The sequence below is a fragment of the Methylotenera sp. 1P/1 genome (assembly GCF_000384355.1).
In the GTDB taxonomy this organism is placed as follows: Bacteria; Pseudomonadota; Gammaproteobacteria; order Burkholderiales; family Methylophilaceae; genus Methylophilus.
In genome coordinates, this window is sequence record NZ_ARWC01000001.1 from 1,101,940 (window position 1) to 1,117,747 (window position 15,808).

The 15,808-nt window shown below is 46.7% G+C and carries 17 protein-coding genes; 10 read left to right on the plus strand and 7 right to left on the minus strand.

Annotation, left to right across the window (positions count from 1 at the left end):
* Positions 1-45 precede the first annotated feature (45 nt).
* From A3Q3_RS0105200 to A3Q3_RS0105210, 3 genes are all read right to left on the minus strand, one after another.
* On the minus strand, positions 46-645 hold the full coding sequence (locus tag A3Q3_RS0105200) for a nitroreductase family protein (RefSeq protein WP_020182515.1): 600 nt from the start codon (positions 643-645) through the stop codon (positions 46-48).
* Positions 646-655: 10 nt separating this feature from the next.
* Positions 656-3,184 (minus strand): DNA mismatch repair protein MutS, encoded by a 2,529-nt coding sequence (mutS, locus tag A3Q3_RS0105205; protein ID WP_033425056.1) that lies wholly within the window; start codon positions 3,182-3,184, stop codon positions 656-658.
* An 86-nt stretch (positions 3,185-3,270) separates the two neighbouring features.
* Complete coding sequence (locus tag A3Q3_RS0105210; protein WP_020182517.1) at positions 3,271-4,083, minus strand: inositol monophosphatase family protein; 813 nt, start codon at positions 4,081-4,083, stop codon at positions 3,271-3,273.
* Positions 4,084-4,185: 102 nt separating this feature from the next.
* On the opposite strand from A3Q3_RS0105210, the gene A3Q3_RS0105215 reads away from it, so the two are divergent.
* The 10 genes from A3Q3_RS0105215 to fdx all read left to right on the plus strand — a co-directional run bounded on the left by A3Q3_RS0105215 (position 4,186) and on the right by fdx (position 12,576).
* Positions 4,186-4,941 (plus strand): RNA methyltransferase, encoded by a 756-nt coding sequence (locus tag A3Q3_RS0105215; protein ID WP_025224658.1) that lies wholly within the window; start codon positions 4,186-4,188, stop codon positions 4,939-4,941.
* Positions 4,942-5,019: 78 nt separating this feature from the next.
* Positions 5,020-5,763, plus strand: coding sequence for a serine O-acetyltransferase (gene cysE, locus A3Q3_RS0105220; RefSeq protein ID WP_020182519.1), 744 nt, complete (start codon positions 5,020-5,022; stop codon positions 5,761-5,763).
* A 108-nt stretch (positions 5,764-5,871) separates the two neighbouring features.
* A complete protein-coding gene (locus A3Q3_RS0105225; protein WP_025224660.1) occupies positions 5,872-6,348 on the plus strand; it encodes an Rrf2 family transcriptional regulator in 477 nt (158 codons plus the stop codon).
* Complete coding sequence (locus tag A3Q3_RS0105230) at positions 6,348-7,496, plus strand: cysteine desulfurase family protein (protein ID WP_020182521.1); 1,149 nt, start codon at positions 6,348-6,350, stop codon at positions 7,494-7,496. Before A3Q3_RS0105225 ends, A3Q3_RS0105230 begins: the two co-directional genes overlap by 1 nt.
* Before the next feature lie 64 nt (positions 7,497-7,560).
* Positions 7,561-8,778, plus strand: coding sequence for an IscS subfamily cysteine desulfurase (locus A3Q3_RS0105235; RefSeq protein ID WP_020182522.1), 1,218 nt, complete (start codon positions 7,561-7,563; stop codon positions 8,776-8,778).
* A gap of 245 nt (positions 8,779-9,023) precedes the next feature.
* Positions 9,024-9,422, plus strand: a complete 399-nt coding sequence (gene iscU, locus A3Q3_RS0105240) for a Fe-S cluster assembly scaffold IscU (protein ID WP_020182523.1) — start codon at positions 9,024-9,026, stop codon at positions 9,420-9,422.
* 2 nt (positions 9,423-9,424) lie between these two features.
* A complete protein-coding gene (gene iscA / locus A3Q3_RS0105245; RefSeq protein ID WP_020182524.1) occupies positions 9,425-9,748 on the plus strand; it encodes an iron-sulfur cluster assembly protein IscA in 324 nt (107 codons plus the stop codon).
* A 40-nt stretch (positions 9,749-9,788) separates the two neighbouring features.
* The gene (hscB, locus tag A3Q3_RS0105250) at positions 9,789-10,313 is read left to right on the plus strand and encodes a Fe-S protein assembly co-chaperone HscB (RefSeq protein ID WP_020182525.1); all 525 of its coding nucleotides are present in this window, start codon (positions 9,789-9,791) and stop codon (positions 10,311-10,313) included.
* Positions 10,314-10,327: 14 nt separating this feature from the next.
* Positions 10,328-12,220, plus strand: a complete 1,893-nt coding sequence (gene hscA / locus A3Q3_RS0105255; protein ID WP_020182526.1) for a Fe-S protein assembly chaperone HscA — start codon at positions 10,328-10,330, stop codon at positions 12,218-12,220.
* Between the two features lie 14 nt (positions 12,221-12,234).
* Complete coding sequence (fdx, locus tag A3Q3_RS0105260; RefSeq protein WP_020182527.1) at positions 12,235-12,576, plus strand: ISC system 2Fe-2S type ferredoxin; 342 nt, start codon at positions 12,235-12,237, stop codon at positions 12,574-12,576.
* Between the two features lie 75 nt (positions 12,577-12,651).
* Here the strand turns inward: fdx and A3Q3_RS0105265 are convergent, their stop codons facing one another.
* From A3Q3_RS0105265 to A3Q3_RS0105280, 4 genes are all read right to left on the minus strand, one after another.
* Positions 12,652-13,293: a carbonic anhydrase gene (locus A3Q3_RS0105265; protein WP_020182528.1), complete on the minus strand. Its 642-nt coding sequence runs from the start codon at positions 13,291-13,293 to the stop codon at positions 12,652-12,654.
* Between the two features lie 64 nt (positions 13,294-13,357).
* Complete coding sequence (locus tag A3Q3_RS0105270; protein ID WP_020182529.1) at positions 13,358-14,938, minus strand: SulP family inorganic anion transporter; 1,581 nt, start codon at positions 14,936-14,938, stop codon at positions 13,358-13,360.
* 239 nt (positions 14,939-15,177) lie between these two features.
* Complete coding sequence (locus A3Q3_RS0105275; RefSeq protein WP_020182530.1) at positions 15,178-15,477, minus strand: hypothetical protein; 300 nt, start codon at positions 15,475-15,477, stop codon at positions 15,178-15,180.
* A gap of 38 nt (positions 15,478-15,515) precedes the next feature.
* A complete protein-coding gene (locus tag A3Q3_RS0105280) occupies positions 15,516-15,788 on the minus strand; it encodes a hypothetical protein (protein WP_020182531.1) in 273 nt (90 codons plus the stop codon).
* Positions 15,789-15,808: the final 20 nt, after the last annotated feature.

The following is a 15,808-nucleotide window of genomic DNA, read 5'->3' on the forward strand; positions in this document are numbered from 1 at the left end:
TTTTCAAAGTGGTTTTTTGCGCACCGTATACACAAAAACCATCTATTAGAGGATGGCTTTATCCCATGCCCCATTAAAAAATAACTCACCTAATGGGCGACGCTCTCTTGGTGCCAATTCACGTTCACGCAAATCTTCAGGCAAGCTATCTGCAGACCCTGCATATCCAATCGTGACCATAGACATCAGCGTAAATTGTTCTGGTACCGCAAAAGCCGTTTGCGCTTTCGCAACATCAAATCCACCCATCTGATGCGCAGCTAAGCCAAGTGCGGTTGCTTGTAGGCATAGATTTTCTGTTGCCGCACCTGTGTCATAAGGCGCCCAACGATTCGGTTTTTGGTTGTGTCCAAACAAGGTATTTGCACAAATCAGCAGCAATACTGGTGCGTGTTGTGCCCATGTTTGATTACTTGGCACCAAGCAATCAAGTGCCTTTTTCCAAGCGTCTGGGTTGGTGGTTTTATCGCACACCACAAAGCGCCAAGGTTGATCTCCAAAACAAGAAGGCGCCCAACGTGCAGCTTCTAACAAGCTAATAATTTGTGTTTGGGAAACTGGCTTATTGGCATCATATGCACGTGGACTCCAACGGTTAGCAAGCACATCGTGAATCGTCGTTTGTGTAATGGCTGGTTTGTTCATGGATATCCTTTTAATGTAATGATTTTTTGAGTTGATACAGCAATTCTAATGCTTGTTTAGGCGTCAGGTCATCTGGTTGTAGCGCTTCAATTTCCGCCACAATTGGATGCATAGCCGCAGGCATCGGTTCCTCAATAGTCGTAAACATATCGGGTTGATGCGCATTTTGTGCAATTTGATTATTCTCTAATTGTAAAAGTTTACGCTTCGCTAGCTGCACAACACTTTTAGGAATGCCCGCTAATTGCGCTACTTGAATACCATAGCTTTGATTCGCAGCGCCCTCTTCTACCTTATGTAAGAACACAATGCCTTGGCCATGCTCCACCGCATCCAGATGCACATTGGCCGCATGTTTGGCATCATCCACAATGCGCGTCAGCTCAAAATAATGCGTAGCAAACAAGGTGAGTGATTTATTTTTATCCAACAATTGTTTTGCCACTGCCCATGCCAAACTTAATCCATCAAACGTACTGGTACCGCGCCCAATTTCATCTAAGAGCACGAGGCTTTTTTCGGTAGCATTGTGCAGAATATTCGCCGTCTCGGTCATTTCCACCATAAAAGTAGAACGCCCGCCAGCGAGATCATCCGAAGCGCCAATACGGGTGAAAATACGATCAATCTCACCAATATTGGCCACACTGGCCGGTACAAAGCAGCCGCAATACGCCATCAATACAATCAACGCTGTTTGGCGCATAAATGTCGATTTACCGCCCATATTCGGCCCGGTAATCAGCAACAACTGTCGATATGGATTCAGCGTTACATCGTTGGACACATAAGGCTGTGAGATGCTCTCGACCACAGGATGTCGCCCTGAGACGATGGACAAGCCAGCCTCTTGCGTAAACATAGGCTGCACGTAGTGCAATGCTTGCGCGCGTTCGGCAAAGCAGCACAATACATCCAAACTGGCCACCGCACCTGCATTCATATGCAACGCGCGAATATGCGGTAGCAAGGATTCCAGCACTTGCTCATATAGCATTTTTTCGCGCGCCAGCGCTCTGTCATTAGCACTTAAGACTTTGTCTTCAAACGTTTTAAGCTCAGGGGTAATAAAGCGCTCTACATTTTTGAGTGTTTGGCGCCTACGGTATTCTGGGGGCGCATTCTCAGCTTGTGCACGGCTAATTTCAATATAAAAACCATGCACACTATTAAACTCAACCTTTAGATTTTGTAACCCGGTACGTGCCTTTTCTGCGGCCTCGTACTGGAGTAAAAAATCGCCATGGTTGGTTTGAAGATTGCGCAACTCATCTAGTTCAGCATCGTAGCCATCTGCAATCACTCCGCCCTCGCGTAACACTACGGAAGGCGCTTCACGGATGGCATTTTTTAAAGTATCCACCACCGCGCTGGGTGCCTGCAAACTTGCGCCCAAGGTTTGCAGCAACGTACATTGCAAATTAGCGAGTGCAGCTTGCAACATAGGCAACTGTAATAAACTCTCACGTAATCCGGACAAATCGCGTGGCCTTGCCGTCTTCAGGGCGATGCGCGCAGTAATGCGCTCAATATCGCCTACTAGCTTTAAACTTGCTTGCAGCGTTTGCCACGCATGGGTTTGCAATAACTCAGCAACCGCATGGTGACGCATGTGCACATGCGTTTTGTCTCGCAACGGATGGTGTAACCAGTGGCGCAGTAATCTGGCGCCCATGGCAGTTTGTGTGGTATTGAGTAGGGAATACAACGTTGGTGAGGCTTCGCCTCGGATTGTGGTATCAATTTCTAGATTACGGCGGGTAGCGGCATCTAGCTGCACATATTGACTGGTTTGCTCAATCGACAAACCAACGATATGTGGCAATGCGGTACGCTGTGTATGCTTCACATAGTCTAACAAAGCGCCGGCGGCGGCAATTGCCGCGGGCATTTCATGACAACCAAATCCGGCTAGATCCAAGGTATTCAGTTGTTGTGTAAGTGTACGTTGTGCGGCATCCAAATCAAACTGCCAAGGCGCCAAACATTTTTTAAGTGCTTTATAGTTAGCCAATGCCGCATGCTGAAATGTTTCCTCACATACGATTTCCGCCGGATGGATGCGCTCTAGTTCTTGCGATAACTGGCCGGTAGCAACCTCACTCAATACAAAATCGCCTGAGGCTAGGTTTAGCCTTGCCAACCCAATGACGCCATCACCCGCATAGATACTGAGTAATGGCTGATCACGCGTTTCATCCAACAAAGCGGCATCTGTCAGCGTACCCGGCGTCAGGATACGCGCAACCTCACGCGCCACCGGGCCTTTGCTGGTAGCAGGATCGCCCACTTGCTCACAAATTGCCACCGCTTCGCCCATTTTGGCAAGCTTCGCTAAATACTGCTCGGCTGCATGATAAGGCACACCTGCCATTTTAATCGGCTCGCCATTACTGCTACCACGACGGGTTAAGGTAATGCCTAATAGACGCGAAGCTTTTTCTGCGTCATCAAAAAAGAGCTCGTAAAAATCCCCCATACGATAAAACAGCAACATATCCGGATGTTGTGCTTTAAGCGCCAAATATTGGCGCATCATGGGGGTGTGTTGTGCGAGTTGCTGCGCTGGCTCTAATGGCTCAAGCGACGTTAATGGTTCAGGGGCAATCGACACAAGCGTACGTACTACTCAAGTGTAGGTGTTTTAATACGTTCTGTGAGGTGTGGTGCAATCACTTGCAACATTTGTCCAAACACTTTGGGGTTGCCGGCGACAATATTACCAGTTCTTAACCAGCTTTCGTTGCCTTCAAAATCGCCGACAATACCACCAGCTTCTTGCACCAATAGCGCACCCGCAGCGATATCCCAAGGCGATAAGTTGATCTCAAAGAAACCATCGGTATACCCAGCAGCTACATAGGCCAAATCTAATGCAGCAGAACCTGGACGGCGCAAGCCTGCCGTTTTTTTGGCCATGTCTTTAAAGATTTCTAGATAAGTATCTAAATAACTGAAATCTTTGAATGGGAAACCTGTTGAAATTAAGCCGTCTTGCAATTTACTACGATTCGTCACACGAATGCGCTTGTCATTTAAAAACGCGCCACGGCCTTTTGTCGCGGTAAACAAATCATTGTGGACAGGGTCATAAATCACAGCTTGTGTGAGTACGCCTCGTTCTTGCAGTGCAATCGAAACGCAATAACAAGGAAAGTTATGTAAGAAGTTAGTGGTACCGTCTAAAGGATCAATAATCCAAATACTTTCAGCATCCACATTGGTTTTACCACTTTCCTCACCATAAAAGCCGTGCGTTGGGTACGCTTCTTTCAAGATGCTGATAATGGCATCTTCGGCCGAACGGTCTACTTCACTGACAAAATCGTTGTAGTCTTTGGTTTGCACTTTGAGCGCACCTACGTCTTGTGACGCGCGGTTAATAATCTTGCCTGCTTCTCTGGCCGCTTTGGTCGCAACATTTAATATGGGATGCATTATTGATGGTCTTTGCGTGATGTACTGTAAAATAGCATTTTAGCATTTAAGCCAGCTTATCCAAATATCTAGTTGACCAACGCCCAAGTTAACCAAAAACTTATGACTGAAGACCTATTGACTGATCGCATTTTTAATCACATACGGATTGTACTTTGCCAGACTAGCCATCCAGGCAATATCGGATCGACCGCACGCGCCATGAAAACCATGGGCTTGAGCCGACTCTACCTAGTACGGCCTAAGCATTTTCCTGATAGTGAAGCCAATGCTTTAGCAGTGAATGCAGCCGATTTATTGGATACGGCTGTGGTGACACAAACACTGGAAGAAGCCATTGCCGATTGCCAATTTGTGATTGGCGTCAGCGGTAAACAGCGTTCACTCTCACAACAAGTTGTGACCGTACGTGAAGCGGCTGCCGAAGTGAAAGACATTGCAGCGCATCAAGAAGTGGCGCTGGTATTTGGTACAGAAATGAGCGGCTTATCCAATGAAGAGGCGGACCGCTGCCACATGCTGGCCACCATTCCCGCCAACCCGGAGTACACTTCGCTCAATTTGGCGCAAGCCGTGCAAATTATGTGTTACGAACTGCGCATGGCGATCACTACAGGCGATCTGCACTACCAAGAAAAGACTGCTGAACTGGCCACGCAAGACGACCTAGAGCGCTTTTATGAACACATGCGCGAAGTGCTGGAACATATTGGCTATATTAACCCACGCGCACCTAAAAAACTCTTTGAACGTTTACGCCGCTTATACGGACGCACCCGCTTAGAAAAAGAAGAGGTCAATCTATTGCGCGGCATTCTCACCTTAAGCGTGACCCCAAAAAAACATACTAAATATTGATGCCGCTAATTAACCTAGTAATTTATTCAACTATTACTTTATGGCATAATAGCGGATTGATTTTTCAGCCGTGAACTTATGTTTAATCACTTAAAAGAAGATATCTCAATTGTATTTGACCGCGACCCAGCGGCGCGTACGCATTTTGAGATTCTTACCACCTATCCCGGTGTACATGCCTTGATTATGCACCGCATTAGTCACTGGTTCTGGACTAAACGCTTTTACTGGCTGGGCCGCATGCTGTCTCATATTGGCAGATGGCTGACTGGCATTGAAATTCATCCCGGTGCAACTATCGGTCGCCGTGTGTTTATTGATCACGGCATGGGCGTAGTGATTGGTGAAACCGCTGTGATTGGCGATGATTGCACGCTGTATCATGGCGTCACATTAGGCGGCACTTCATGGAACAAAGGCAAACGACACCCCACGCTTGAAACAGGCGTGGTGATTGGCGCAGGCGCCAAAGTACTGGGCCCTATTACAATCGGCAAAAATGCAAAAATCGGGTCTAATGCCGTAGTAGTAAAAGATGTCCCAGACAACGCAACTGCTGTAGGCATCCCAGCACGTATTCTAGAAGAGGAAAAGCAGAAAAAACGCGACGATACAGCGCAAAAAATCGGCTTCAGCGCATACGCTGTCGGCAACGATGAGAACGACCCCATTACCAAAGCTATTCATAGCTTGCTAGACCACGCCAATAAGCAGGACATTGAATTGACTGCACTCAAAGCAGAACTTGCCAAACTCAGTGATGCGCAATCTGAAACTGATGTAGGCCAGGCATTTGCTACCAAAAAGCCAAACGTTTCCTAGCCTCGCAGTTTTAGCACACATTGAAGGTGTGAACTAAGCCCAATAATAATTGACTAAATTAGTAGGTTATTATAAAATAGACTCTAATTAAAACGGTGTATTGATATTATGCGATTGACAACAAAAGGACGATTTGCGGTCACTGCAATGCTAGACATTGCATTGTACGAGGCAGACAAGCCAGTCACATTAGCAGGCATTAGTGAGCGTCAAAGCATTTCGCTCTCTTATTTAGAACAATTATTTAGTCGCTTGCGCCGCCAAGGCTTGGTGACTAGTGTGCGTGGACCTGGTGGCGGTTATCGCTTAGCCAAACCACATCACGAGATTTCGGTATCTAACATTATTACCGCCGTGGATGAGTTGATTGATGCTACGCAGTGTGGCGGTAATGAAAACTGCCACGACGAAGGCCGCTGCATGACACATGACTTGTGGACAGCGCTGAATGGCAAGATTTTAGAGTACCTGTCTGGCGTTACCCTTGCCGACATGGTGGATATGCAACGTAAAAATGGACAATGTGAAAACGCAGTGGTGTTTGCACCACGCAAATGTGCGACAACAGAGGCATTAAACGCTTAATGAATACTGTGTATTTTGATCACAACAGCACCGCCGCACTGCATCCGCAAGTGCTGGAAGTGATGTTGCCGTTCATGACTGCACAGCATGGCAACCCGACCAGTCGTCACGTATTTGGTCGCAATGCACGCGACGCAGTCGAGTACGCAAGAGCGCAGGTTGCTGAGACCGTGGGCGTACAAGCTTCGCAAGTGGTGTTTACCGCTAGTGGTACAGAGGCCAATAATTTTGCAATTCGAGGAATCGCTGGCAATTTAGCACCAAGCCAAATGTTGTATAGCAGCATTGAGCACCCATGTGTGTCTCGCCCGGCACTGGCATTGCAAACCAATGGCTGGCAAGTAAATAAAATTAAGGTCGATCCGCATGGGCAGTTAGACCTAGAACACCTGAATGCATTATTGCAACGCCCGACAGGATTGATTTCTGTGATGCTGGCAAACAATGAAACCGGCGCATTGCAACCACTGACTGCAGTAACAGCAGCAGCTAAACAGCTCAAAGCATTTGTGCATACGGATGCGGTACAAGCGTTAGGCAAGGTGCCTGTGGATTTTTATGACTTGGGTGTGCATGCAATGACCTTGTCCAGCCATAAAATTGGCGGCCCATTAGGCGCTGGCGCTTTAGTACTCGATAAACGTGTAGACATACAACCGTTGCTGTTGGGCGGCGGACAAGAAAAAGGGTTACGTAGCGGCACAGAAAACGTAGCTGCGATTGTAGGGTTTGGTGCGGCATGTGCAATTGCACAGCAACAATTGGCTGACTATCAAACACACACCACGTTGTTACGCAGTCAGTTAGAAGCAGGATTGCATCAGCTAAAAGCCACTGTATTTGGCGCAGAAAATGCGCAGCGTTTACCGAATACCAGCTTTTTTGCTTTTCACCATATTGAAGGTGAGACATTGGTCACCGCGCTAGACAAAGCCGGGTTTGCCGTTGCGAGTGGTTCAGCCTGCTCGAGTGATAGCACAGAACCCAGCCATGTATTACTGGCGATGGGCGTAGAGGAAGAACTAGCAAGAGGCGCTGTGCGGGTGAGCTTAAGTGCGCACAACACCGTACAACAAGTAGACGCATTTTTGGCGACGTTAGCGCAAGAAGTAAAACGATTAAAAGCCATGACCGCGATTGCGGCGTAGCAAGTTAGCATCACAGGTGATGCAATGACAAATTATTTAAATTGAAGCGATTGGAAAGTAAACAATGTCAGATAGAGCACCGATTTATTTAGACTACTCTGCCACCACGCCGGTTGATCCGCGTGTTGCAGCTAAAATGATTCCGTTTATTACGGAGCATTACGGCAACCCTGCATCACGTAGCCACCCGTACGGCTGGACCGCAGAAAAAGCGGTAGAAAACGCACGTGAAGAAGTAGCCAAGCTAGTCAATGCTGACCCACGTGAAATTGTATGGACTTCAGGCGCAACCGAATCCAACAACTTAGCGATTAAAGGCGCAGCAAACTTCTATGCCGCAAGTAAAGGCAAGCACATTATTACTGTAGCTACTGAGCACAAAGCAGTGATTGACACTGTGCGTGAGTTAGAGCGCCAAGGCTTTGAAGCCACTTATTTAGAGCCTGAGCCAAATGGCTTGGTTGATTTGGAAAAGTTTAAAGCGGCGATTCGTCCTGATACGGTATTAGCCTCTGTGATGCTAGTCAATAACGAGATTGGCGTGATTCAAGACATCACTGCGATTGGTGACATTTGCCGCGCAAACAATGTGATTTTTCACGTAGATGCCGCACAGGCAACTGGTAAGGTAGTGATTGATTTAGAAACGCTACCGGTGGATTTGATGAGCTTTTCTGCACACAAAACCTACGGCCCTAAAGGCATTGGTGCATTGTATGTACGCCGTAAACCGCGCATCCGCATTGAAGCGCAAATGCACGGTGGTGGCCATGAGCGCGGCATGCGTTCTGGCACATTGGCTACGCATCAAATCGTGGGAATGGGCGAGGCGTTTAGAATCGCACATGAAGAAATGGCAGCAGAGAACGAGCGCATCCGTATGTTACGTGACCGTTTGTTGCATGGCTTGATGGAAATTGAAGAGACTTATGTGAATGGCGATTTAGATCATCGTGTACCGCACAACTTGAACATGAGCTTTAACTTTGTAGAGGGCGAGTCACTCATCATGGCCGTCAAAGACATTGCCGTGTCATCTGGCTCTGCATGTACTTCTGCCAGTTTAGAGCCAAGCTATGTACTACGTGCATTGGGTCGTTCAGATGAATTGGCACATAGCTCAATTCGCTTTTCGATTGGCCGTTTCACGACGCAGGCCGATGTGGATTACACGATTGATTTGCTCAAAAGCAAGATTGGTAAGTTACGTGAGTTATCCCCATTATGGGAAATGTTTAAAGATGGGATTGATCTGTCCAAAGTGCAATGGGCAGCGCATTAAAATGCCTCTCTTTTCTCGCCTAGCGGCGTTGTCGAAAAGCTTGCATAGCAATGCTATGCGGCGCTTCTCTCCGCCTTGCTAGTCAATAAAATAGTGCGCATTTAGTAGTCAATAGAAGAGTTTTATAATTATAAAATTGAAAAGGCAAAACAAATTCAAGGCAGCGAGGCGAAGACAGTACGACTAGTACGGCAAGCCGAGCTAACGCAGAAGTTGTGAAGCATTTTTAATTTAAGGAGAACGGTATGGCATATTCAGACAAAGTTTTAGACCACTATGAGAATCCACGTAACGTGGGCTCTTTGGACAAAAACGCTTCCAACGTAGGCACCGGTATGGTGGGTGCACCAGCGTGTGGTGACGTGATGAAGTTGCAGATTCAGGTCAATGATGCTGGCATTATCGAAGATGCTAAATTCAAAACCTATGGTTGTGGCTCTGCCATTGCATCAAGCTCTTTGGTCACAGAATGGTTAAAAGGCAAAACCTTGGACCAAGCAGCAGAAATTAAGAACTCTGCCATTGCAGAGGAATTGGCATTGCCGCCAGTAAAAATTCACTGCTCAGTATTGGCAGAGGATGCGATTAAAGCAGCGGTGGCCGATTTAAAATCTAAGCAACCTGGATCAAAAGAAGCAGCTTAAGTATGGCGATAACACTGACAGAAACCGCAGCAAAACGCGTTGAAAAGTTTTTGGCCAATCGTGGCAAAGGCATTGGCTTGCGCTTGGGCGTCAAAACCACTGGCTGTTCCGGCATGGCTTACACGCTTGAGTTTGTGGATGAAATGCACACAGAAGACATGGCGTTTGAAAGCCATGGCGTGAGAGTGATTGTTGACCCAAAAAGCCTAGTCTACATTGACGGGACAGAGCTCGACTTTACCAAAGAAGGCTTAAATGAAGGGTTTAAATTCAACAACCCCAATGTGAAAGATGAATGCGGCTGCGGCGAATCGTTCACCATTTAGCAGCTGCGGCTGATCTCTACATCACGCGTAACGTCTTTTTATGTCACACACTGCCCATCACTTTTTTGAACTACTTGGCTTGCCGCAGCAATTCAGTATTGATTTAGAGGTGTTGCAACGTAATTACCGCAAAATCCAAGCAGAAGTGCACCCGGATAAGTTTGTGACAGCGACACCAAGCGAGCGCTTGCAATCAATGCAAACTGCAACCTTGATGAATGAAGCCTACCAAACCCTAAAGCACCCGACCTCTCGCGCAAGGTACTTATTGCACCTACAGGGCATTGAGACATTAGAGGACAGCAATACGGCGATGCCGGCTGATTTTTTAATGACACAAATGGAGTGGCGCGAAGCGATGGAAGATGCGCAGCATGCGCATGACATTGACGCGCTAGAGGATTTACTGCGCACCATGAAAGCTAGCGCCAAGGCGTTGCAAGAAGAGTTTGCAGACACCGTATCCGGGGACCCACAAGCAGCGGCGCAGTTGGTTAGAAAGCTCAGTTTTATTGATAAAGTCAGTGCTGATGTGCAAGAGATCATCAGTCGATTAGAAGATTAACGTAAAGAATTCACATGGCATTACTGCAAATTTCCGAACCAGGCATGAGCGCCGCGCCCCATCAACACCGATTAGCAGTGGGGATTGATTTAGGCACTACCAATTCTTTGGTGGCCACCGTGCGTAGCGGCATGAGTACGGTGCTCCAAGATGAGCACGGTCATTCGCTATTGCCTTCTGTGGTGCGCTATTTGTCAGAGAACGAAATTGTCGTGGGCCATGAGGCACAAGCCCAGCAAAGCAAAGACCCCGTTAATACGATTGTCTCAGCCAAGCGATTTATGGGCAGAAGCCTACAAGACATTGCTGATCGTGCGCATATCCCCTACTGCTTTGTGGCTGGAGATGGCGTACAGAGTATGCTGCAGATTGAGACACGCGCAGGCTTAAAAAGTCCGGTAGAGATCTCAGCAGAAATTTTAAAAACCCTCAAACTACGTGCTGAGAAAGCATTGGGCGGCGAGCTGGTAGGTGCAGTGATTACCGTACCCGCCTATTTTGACGATGCCCAACGCCAAGCTACCAAAGACGCTGCCCGTTTAGCGGGGTTGAATGTGTTGCGTTTATTGAATGAACCCACCGCAGCAGCCGTGGCTTATGGCTTAGACAATGCCTCTGAAGGCATCTATGTGATTTACGATCTTGGCGGCGGTACGTTTGATATTAGCATTCTGCGCTTATCCAAAGGCGTGTTTGAAGTGTTGGCCACCAATGGCGACTCTGCGCTTGGCGGAGATGATTTTGACCACCGTATTTACTGTTGGGTACTAGACCAAGTGCGCGCCAGCCAACAACACTTTAATCCGCTGAATGAGGAAGACACACGTTTACTTCTGACCAAAGCGCGCCAAGCCAAGGAATGGCTCACCGACAATCACGAGGCACAGATTCTATGTAAATTGAGCGATGGCAGCCTGGTCGATGTGACACTTACGGTGGATAAGTTTTTAGAGCTCACGCAAAATCTGGTGACCAAAACCTTAAGCCCGACACGTAAGGCCATGCGCGATGCAGGACTAGACATTGAAGCGATTAACGGGGTGGTGTTAGTGGGTGGCGCCACACGCATGCCGCACATCCGTCATGCAGTAGAAAATTACTTTAAACAAGAGCCGCTGACCAATTTGGATCCCGACAAAGTCGTCGCATTAGGCGCGGCTATTCAAGCCAATGTATTAGCAGGTAATCGTAGCGATGATGAATTATTGTTACTAGACGTCACCCCGCTCTCGCTGGGTTTGGAGACGATGGGCGGATTGGTCGAAAAAGTCATCCCTCGCAATAGCACCTTACCGATTGCACGCGCGCAAGAATTTACCACCTTTAAAGATGGTCAAACCGCCATGAGCATTCACGTGGTACAAGGCGAACGTGAATTGGTCTCCGACTGTCGTTCCTTAGCACGTTTTGAATTACGCGGCATTCCGCCGATGGTGGCTGGCAGCGCGCGCATCCGTGTCACTTTTCAGATTGATGCGGATGGCCTACTTTCTGTCAGCGCGCGTGAACAAACCAGCGGCGTGGAAGCCAACGTAGTAGTCAAACCATCCTACGGGTTGAGTGAAGACACCATCACGGGCATGCTGCAATCCTCGTTTAGCGCTGCAGAGAGCGATAAGCAAGCACGCGCATTACGCGAGGCCACCGTAGATGCCGAACGTTTGATAGAAGCCATTCAAGTTGCGTTGACGCAAGACGGTGCTCAACTGTTATCGGCAGAAGAGCAGAAAACGATTCAATTACAGATACAGGCATTACAAACGCTGAATCAGGGCAAAGATAGTCATGCCATCCATCAAGCTACCGAAGCGCTGAATCATGCTACCGAAGCATTTGCCGCACGCCGCATGGACGCTTCAGTCAAACAGGCGCTGGCCGGCCAAGATGTAAATACTTTAGAACTTTAAGCGGAAATTAAACCATGCCACAAATTATCGTATTGCCCCATGTTGAGTTATGCCCAGATGGTGCCGTGATTGAAGCCAACAAAGGTGAGTCTATCTGTGAAACCTTACTTGATAACGACATTGATATTGATCATGCCTGCGACAAAGTGTGTGCATGTACCACATGCCATGTGATTGTGCGTGAAGGCTATCGCTCACTGAACAACCCGCAAGAGAACGAAGAAGACTTGTTAGATAAAGCATGGGGGCTAGAGCCGTTATCACGCTTGTCTTGCCAAGCCATCGTGGGCGATACCGATTTAGTGGTAGAAATTCCAAAATACAGCATTAACATGGCCAAAGAAGGGCATCGTTAACGTTATAAGCACCCATTAAAAAACCGCCTCTCGGCGGTTTTTTAATTTACTGCGTTTGAATAAGCAAACTCAGGCTTAAACTTTGAGTGTGTCTTCCAAAAATTTCACTTTACCAGTTTCCAAATCATATATCCCGCCGATAATACCAATCTCGCGCGACTCAATCATGTCTGCAATGATATCGCTCATGCGGATAATGGAATCAATTTGATATTTGACATTCAAGGCATTAATTTTTTCAACAAAGTCTGGATTTTTGGAGTTGCGTTGCTCAGCCGCAATCGTTTTCTCATGACGGATGGAAGGTTTGATTAGATTAATAATCTCACCAATATGGCCATCTTTAAAGTCATCACATGCTGCTTTCACTGCGCCACAACTGGTGTGCCCCATCACCACGATTAATTTACTGCCCAAATACTTTGAGCTGAACTCCAAACTTCCCACCGCTTTGTCCGATGCAATATTACCGGCCAAACGTACGCTGAAAATATCGCCCAATGCCTGGTCAAACACCAACTCTACAGGTGCACGTGAATCGCTACAGCTTAAAAAAGACGCAAACGGATGTTGTTTATCACGCGTGATGCGCAACAAACTTTGGAAGTCTTTTTCCACAGAATAGTTGTTGATAAAACGGTGGTTACCTTCTATCAAAATATCCAGCGCCTCGGCCGGGGTCATTTTGTCACGATCAATTAAAGGATGTTTATACATATTTCCACTTTCTTATTAGTTGCATAGTATTAAGCGCGTTAAGACTTAGATTCAAGACTTAGATTTAAGACTTTGGCTCAATAAATGCAATGGTTTCAACATCAATGTTTTTGAGTTTTGCGTGCAGATGATAATCACGAATAAACTCAACCACATCATACGAAATCGATTTGCTATTAGAGCAATCAATAATCACTTTGGTATTGCGGGGAATCGCTTCTAACGCAGAGATAATACTCGCCTTGTTAAAAAACGAGACCTCTTCTGCCAACACAATATGATGCACCTCGCGCCCATCTTCGGTCTTAGAAGTAGATTCCTTCATATAGTGCGAATTGCGATAGCTGTGATGTAACGTAAAGACAATGCCAACCACTAAGCCAATGCCAATGCCAGTCAGTAGATCGGTGAGTAAAATAGCAATCACTGTGGCAATAAAGGGTGCAAACTGCTCCCAACCCAACTTATACATGCCGGTGAATAAAGAAGGCTTGGCCAATTTGTAACCGACCATAATCAGAATCGTCGCCAAACTTGCTAACGGAATCATGTTCAACAAACTGGCGATGGTAATTGCGCTTAACAATAACCATATGCCATGCAGCACTGCGGATAATTTAGATTTAGCACCAAAGGTAATATTGGCTGAGCTACGCACAATCACTTGCGTAATGGGTAGACCACCAATCAGCCCAGAGAGCACATTGCCTATTCCTTGCGCTTTTAATTCAGTGTTGGTCGGCGTCACGCGCTTAATGGGGTCAAGCTTGTCGGTCGCCTCTACGCACAGCAGCGTTTCTAAGCTGGCCACAATCGCCATCACAAATCCTACTTTATAAATCTCAATATTAGAAATTTGCGAGAAATCCGGAGAAGTAAATTGACCCAAAAAGTCTTTTAAACTATCGGCAACAGGTAACTCAACAATTTGATCCGGTGCCAATGTAAAGTTCAGCACACCGGTTTGGAATAAGTAGTTTAAAAGAATACCCAGTAACACCACTACAATCGGGCCTTGCAGAATCTGAAACACTCTGTGCTTTTTACTGAGTACGGTATCCCACAAAATTAAAATGGCAATAGAAATGGCCGCAATAAACAGTGCACCTGGGGTCAATAAATTCCAAGCATCCATCAGCGATGTAAACGTATTGCTGCCATCGGCCTGAAAGAAAGACTCATTGCCCTCGTAATCAAAGTCGTAACCAAGTGCATGCGGAATTTGCTTCAAGATAATCAGCAGGCCAATCCCCGTCAACATGCCTTTAATGACGGATGAAGGGACAAAATAGGCAATAAAGCCTGCTTTAAAAAAGCCTAGTAAAAACTGGATAACGCCTGCGACGACGACGGACAGTAAAAAGGCCTCAAACGAGCCCAAGGTACCGATTGCGGTAAGCACAATCACGGCTAAACCTGCAGCAGGGCCACTGACACCTAGCTGAGAACCACTGGCAATACCAACCACAATACCGCCGATAATGCCGGCAATGACACCGGAAAACAGCGGCGCACCAGAGGCCAATGCAATGCCCAAACACAGCGGCAGCGCTACAAAAAATACGACGATACTGGCAGGGAAATCACTATTAAAATCTTTAAAAAAACCGAAAAGCTTTGATTGCTGTGACAGGCTTGTTGACATTTATTCTTATCCTAAAACATTGAAATCAAAAGAATAACCATAGTGAAGCATCACCACGGCCGTGATGTACTTCATTATAGATTCTAAATATTAAAATTTAGTTTCTAAAACATATAATATTTGGTGTTCTGCCAGAAGCAAGAAATTATATACGCACCAAGGCGGCAATTCCGTCTTGGTGTGATGCAGGCCACGTATCCTATTCGCTACGGGATACGGCCTTAGTTTGGCCAATTGGCCTACTTATTGCCCTCCAAATAAGGACGCTGCCCCAGCATACGAATACGCAATTGCTGATATTGGGTAGGCCCTGCTTTCTCCTCATGCGCTTCGTCTTTCACCAGAGTCGCGCCTTCCCAGTGCTCCGCCTTATTGGCACTTGCATCCGAGCTAGGGGCTTGATACGGACGTTTAGAAATATGCTGGTTGATGATGCTGTGCTCATGATTCTCTTCAGCTTGCGCTGCACCTGCTGTCAACACACCTACTGTCAACAATAGCGCAGCTGTTACCGTACCAATCAAACCTATGCTCTTCATTACCATCTCCTTATGCATACTTAATTCATACCCATCAATTAGTATGGGCGTTTTGATAAATTGCTAAGACGCTGTGCTTGCTGTTTTTGATCTACAGCATTGCCATCTTCGTTCACTTCGCCACGTACCAATGTTGCGCCTTCAAACTCATTAGCTTTTTGATAAGCACTATCAGGAAGCGGTTGTGCATATGGGCGTTTTGAAAAATTTTGGTTATGGACATTCTTTTTGTACGCATCTTCAGCATGTACAGCACCAGATACCAATAAAGCGACTGAAGACACAATGACTGCTAAATTTAAACTTTTCATTTTCTCATTCTCCAAATTTT

Bases quoted from the DNA above. Each gene is read 5' to 3' on its own strand.
- hscA (WP_020182526.1), top strand. From the start codon at position 10,328: ATGGCATTACTGCAAATTTCCGAACCAGGCATGAGCGCCGCGCCCCAT.
- A3Q3_RS0105200 (WP_020182515.1), bottom strand. From the start codon at position 645: ATGAACAAACCAGCCATTACACAAACGACGATTCACGATGTGCTTGCT.
- fdx (WP_020182527.1), top strand. From the start codon at position 12,235: ATGCCACAAATTATCGTATTGCCCCATGTTGAGTTATGCCCAGATGGT.
- A3Q3_RS0105210 (WP_020182517.1), bottom strand. From the start codon at position 4,083: ATGCATCCCATATTAAATGTTGCGACCAAAGCGGCCAGAGAAGCAGGC.
- iscA (WP_020182524.1), top strand. From the start codon at position 9,425: ATGGCGATAACACTGACAGAAACCGCAGCAAAACGCGTTGAAAAGTTT.
- A3Q3_RS0105230 (WP_020182521.1), top strand. From the start codon at position 6,348: ATGAATACTGTGTATTTTGATCACAACAGCACCGCCGCACTGCATCCG.
- hscB (WP_020182525.1), top strand. From the start codon at position 9,789: ATGTCACACACTGCCCATCACTTTTTTGAACTACTTGGCTTGCCGCAG.
- A3Q3_RS0105280 (WP_020182531.1), bottom strand. From the start codon at position 15,788: ATGAAAAGTTTAAATTTAGCAGTCATTGTGTCTTCAGTCGCTTTATTG.
- A3Q3_RS0105235 (WP_020182522.1), top strand. From the start codon at position 7,561: ATGTCAGATAGAGCACCGATTTATTTAGACTACTCTGCCACCACGCCG.
- A3Q3_RS0105270 (WP_020182529.1), bottom strand. From the start codon at position 14,938: ATGTCAACAAGCCTGTCACAGCAATCAAAGCTTTTCGGTTTTTTTAAA.
- A3Q3_RS0105225 (WP_025224660.1), top strand. From the start codon at position 5,872: ATGCGATTGACAACAAAAGGACGATTTGCGGTCACTGCAATGCTAGAC.
- A3Q3_RS0105275 (WP_020182530.1), bottom strand. From the start codon at position 15,477: ATGAAGAGCATAGGTTTGATTGGTACGGTAACAGCTGCGCTATTGTTG.
- A3Q3_RS0105265 (WP_020182528.1), bottom strand. From the start codon at position 13,293: ATGTATAAACATCCTTTAATTGATCGTGACAAAATGACCCCGGCCGAG.
- iscU (WP_020182523.1), top strand. From the start codon at position 9,024: ATGGCATATTCAGACAAAGTTTTAGACCACTATGAGAATCCACGTAAC.
- cysE (WP_020182519.1), top strand. From the start codon at position 5,020: ATGTTTAATCACTTAAAAGAAGATATCTCAATTGTATTTGACCGCGAC.
- A3Q3_RS0105215 (WP_025224658.1), top strand. From the start codon at position 4,186: ATGACTGAAGACCTATTGACTGATCGCATTTTTAATCACATACGGATT.
- mutS (WP_033425056.1), bottom strand. From the start codon at position 3,184: ATGATGCGCCAATATTTGGCGCTTAAAGCACAACATCCGGATATGTTG.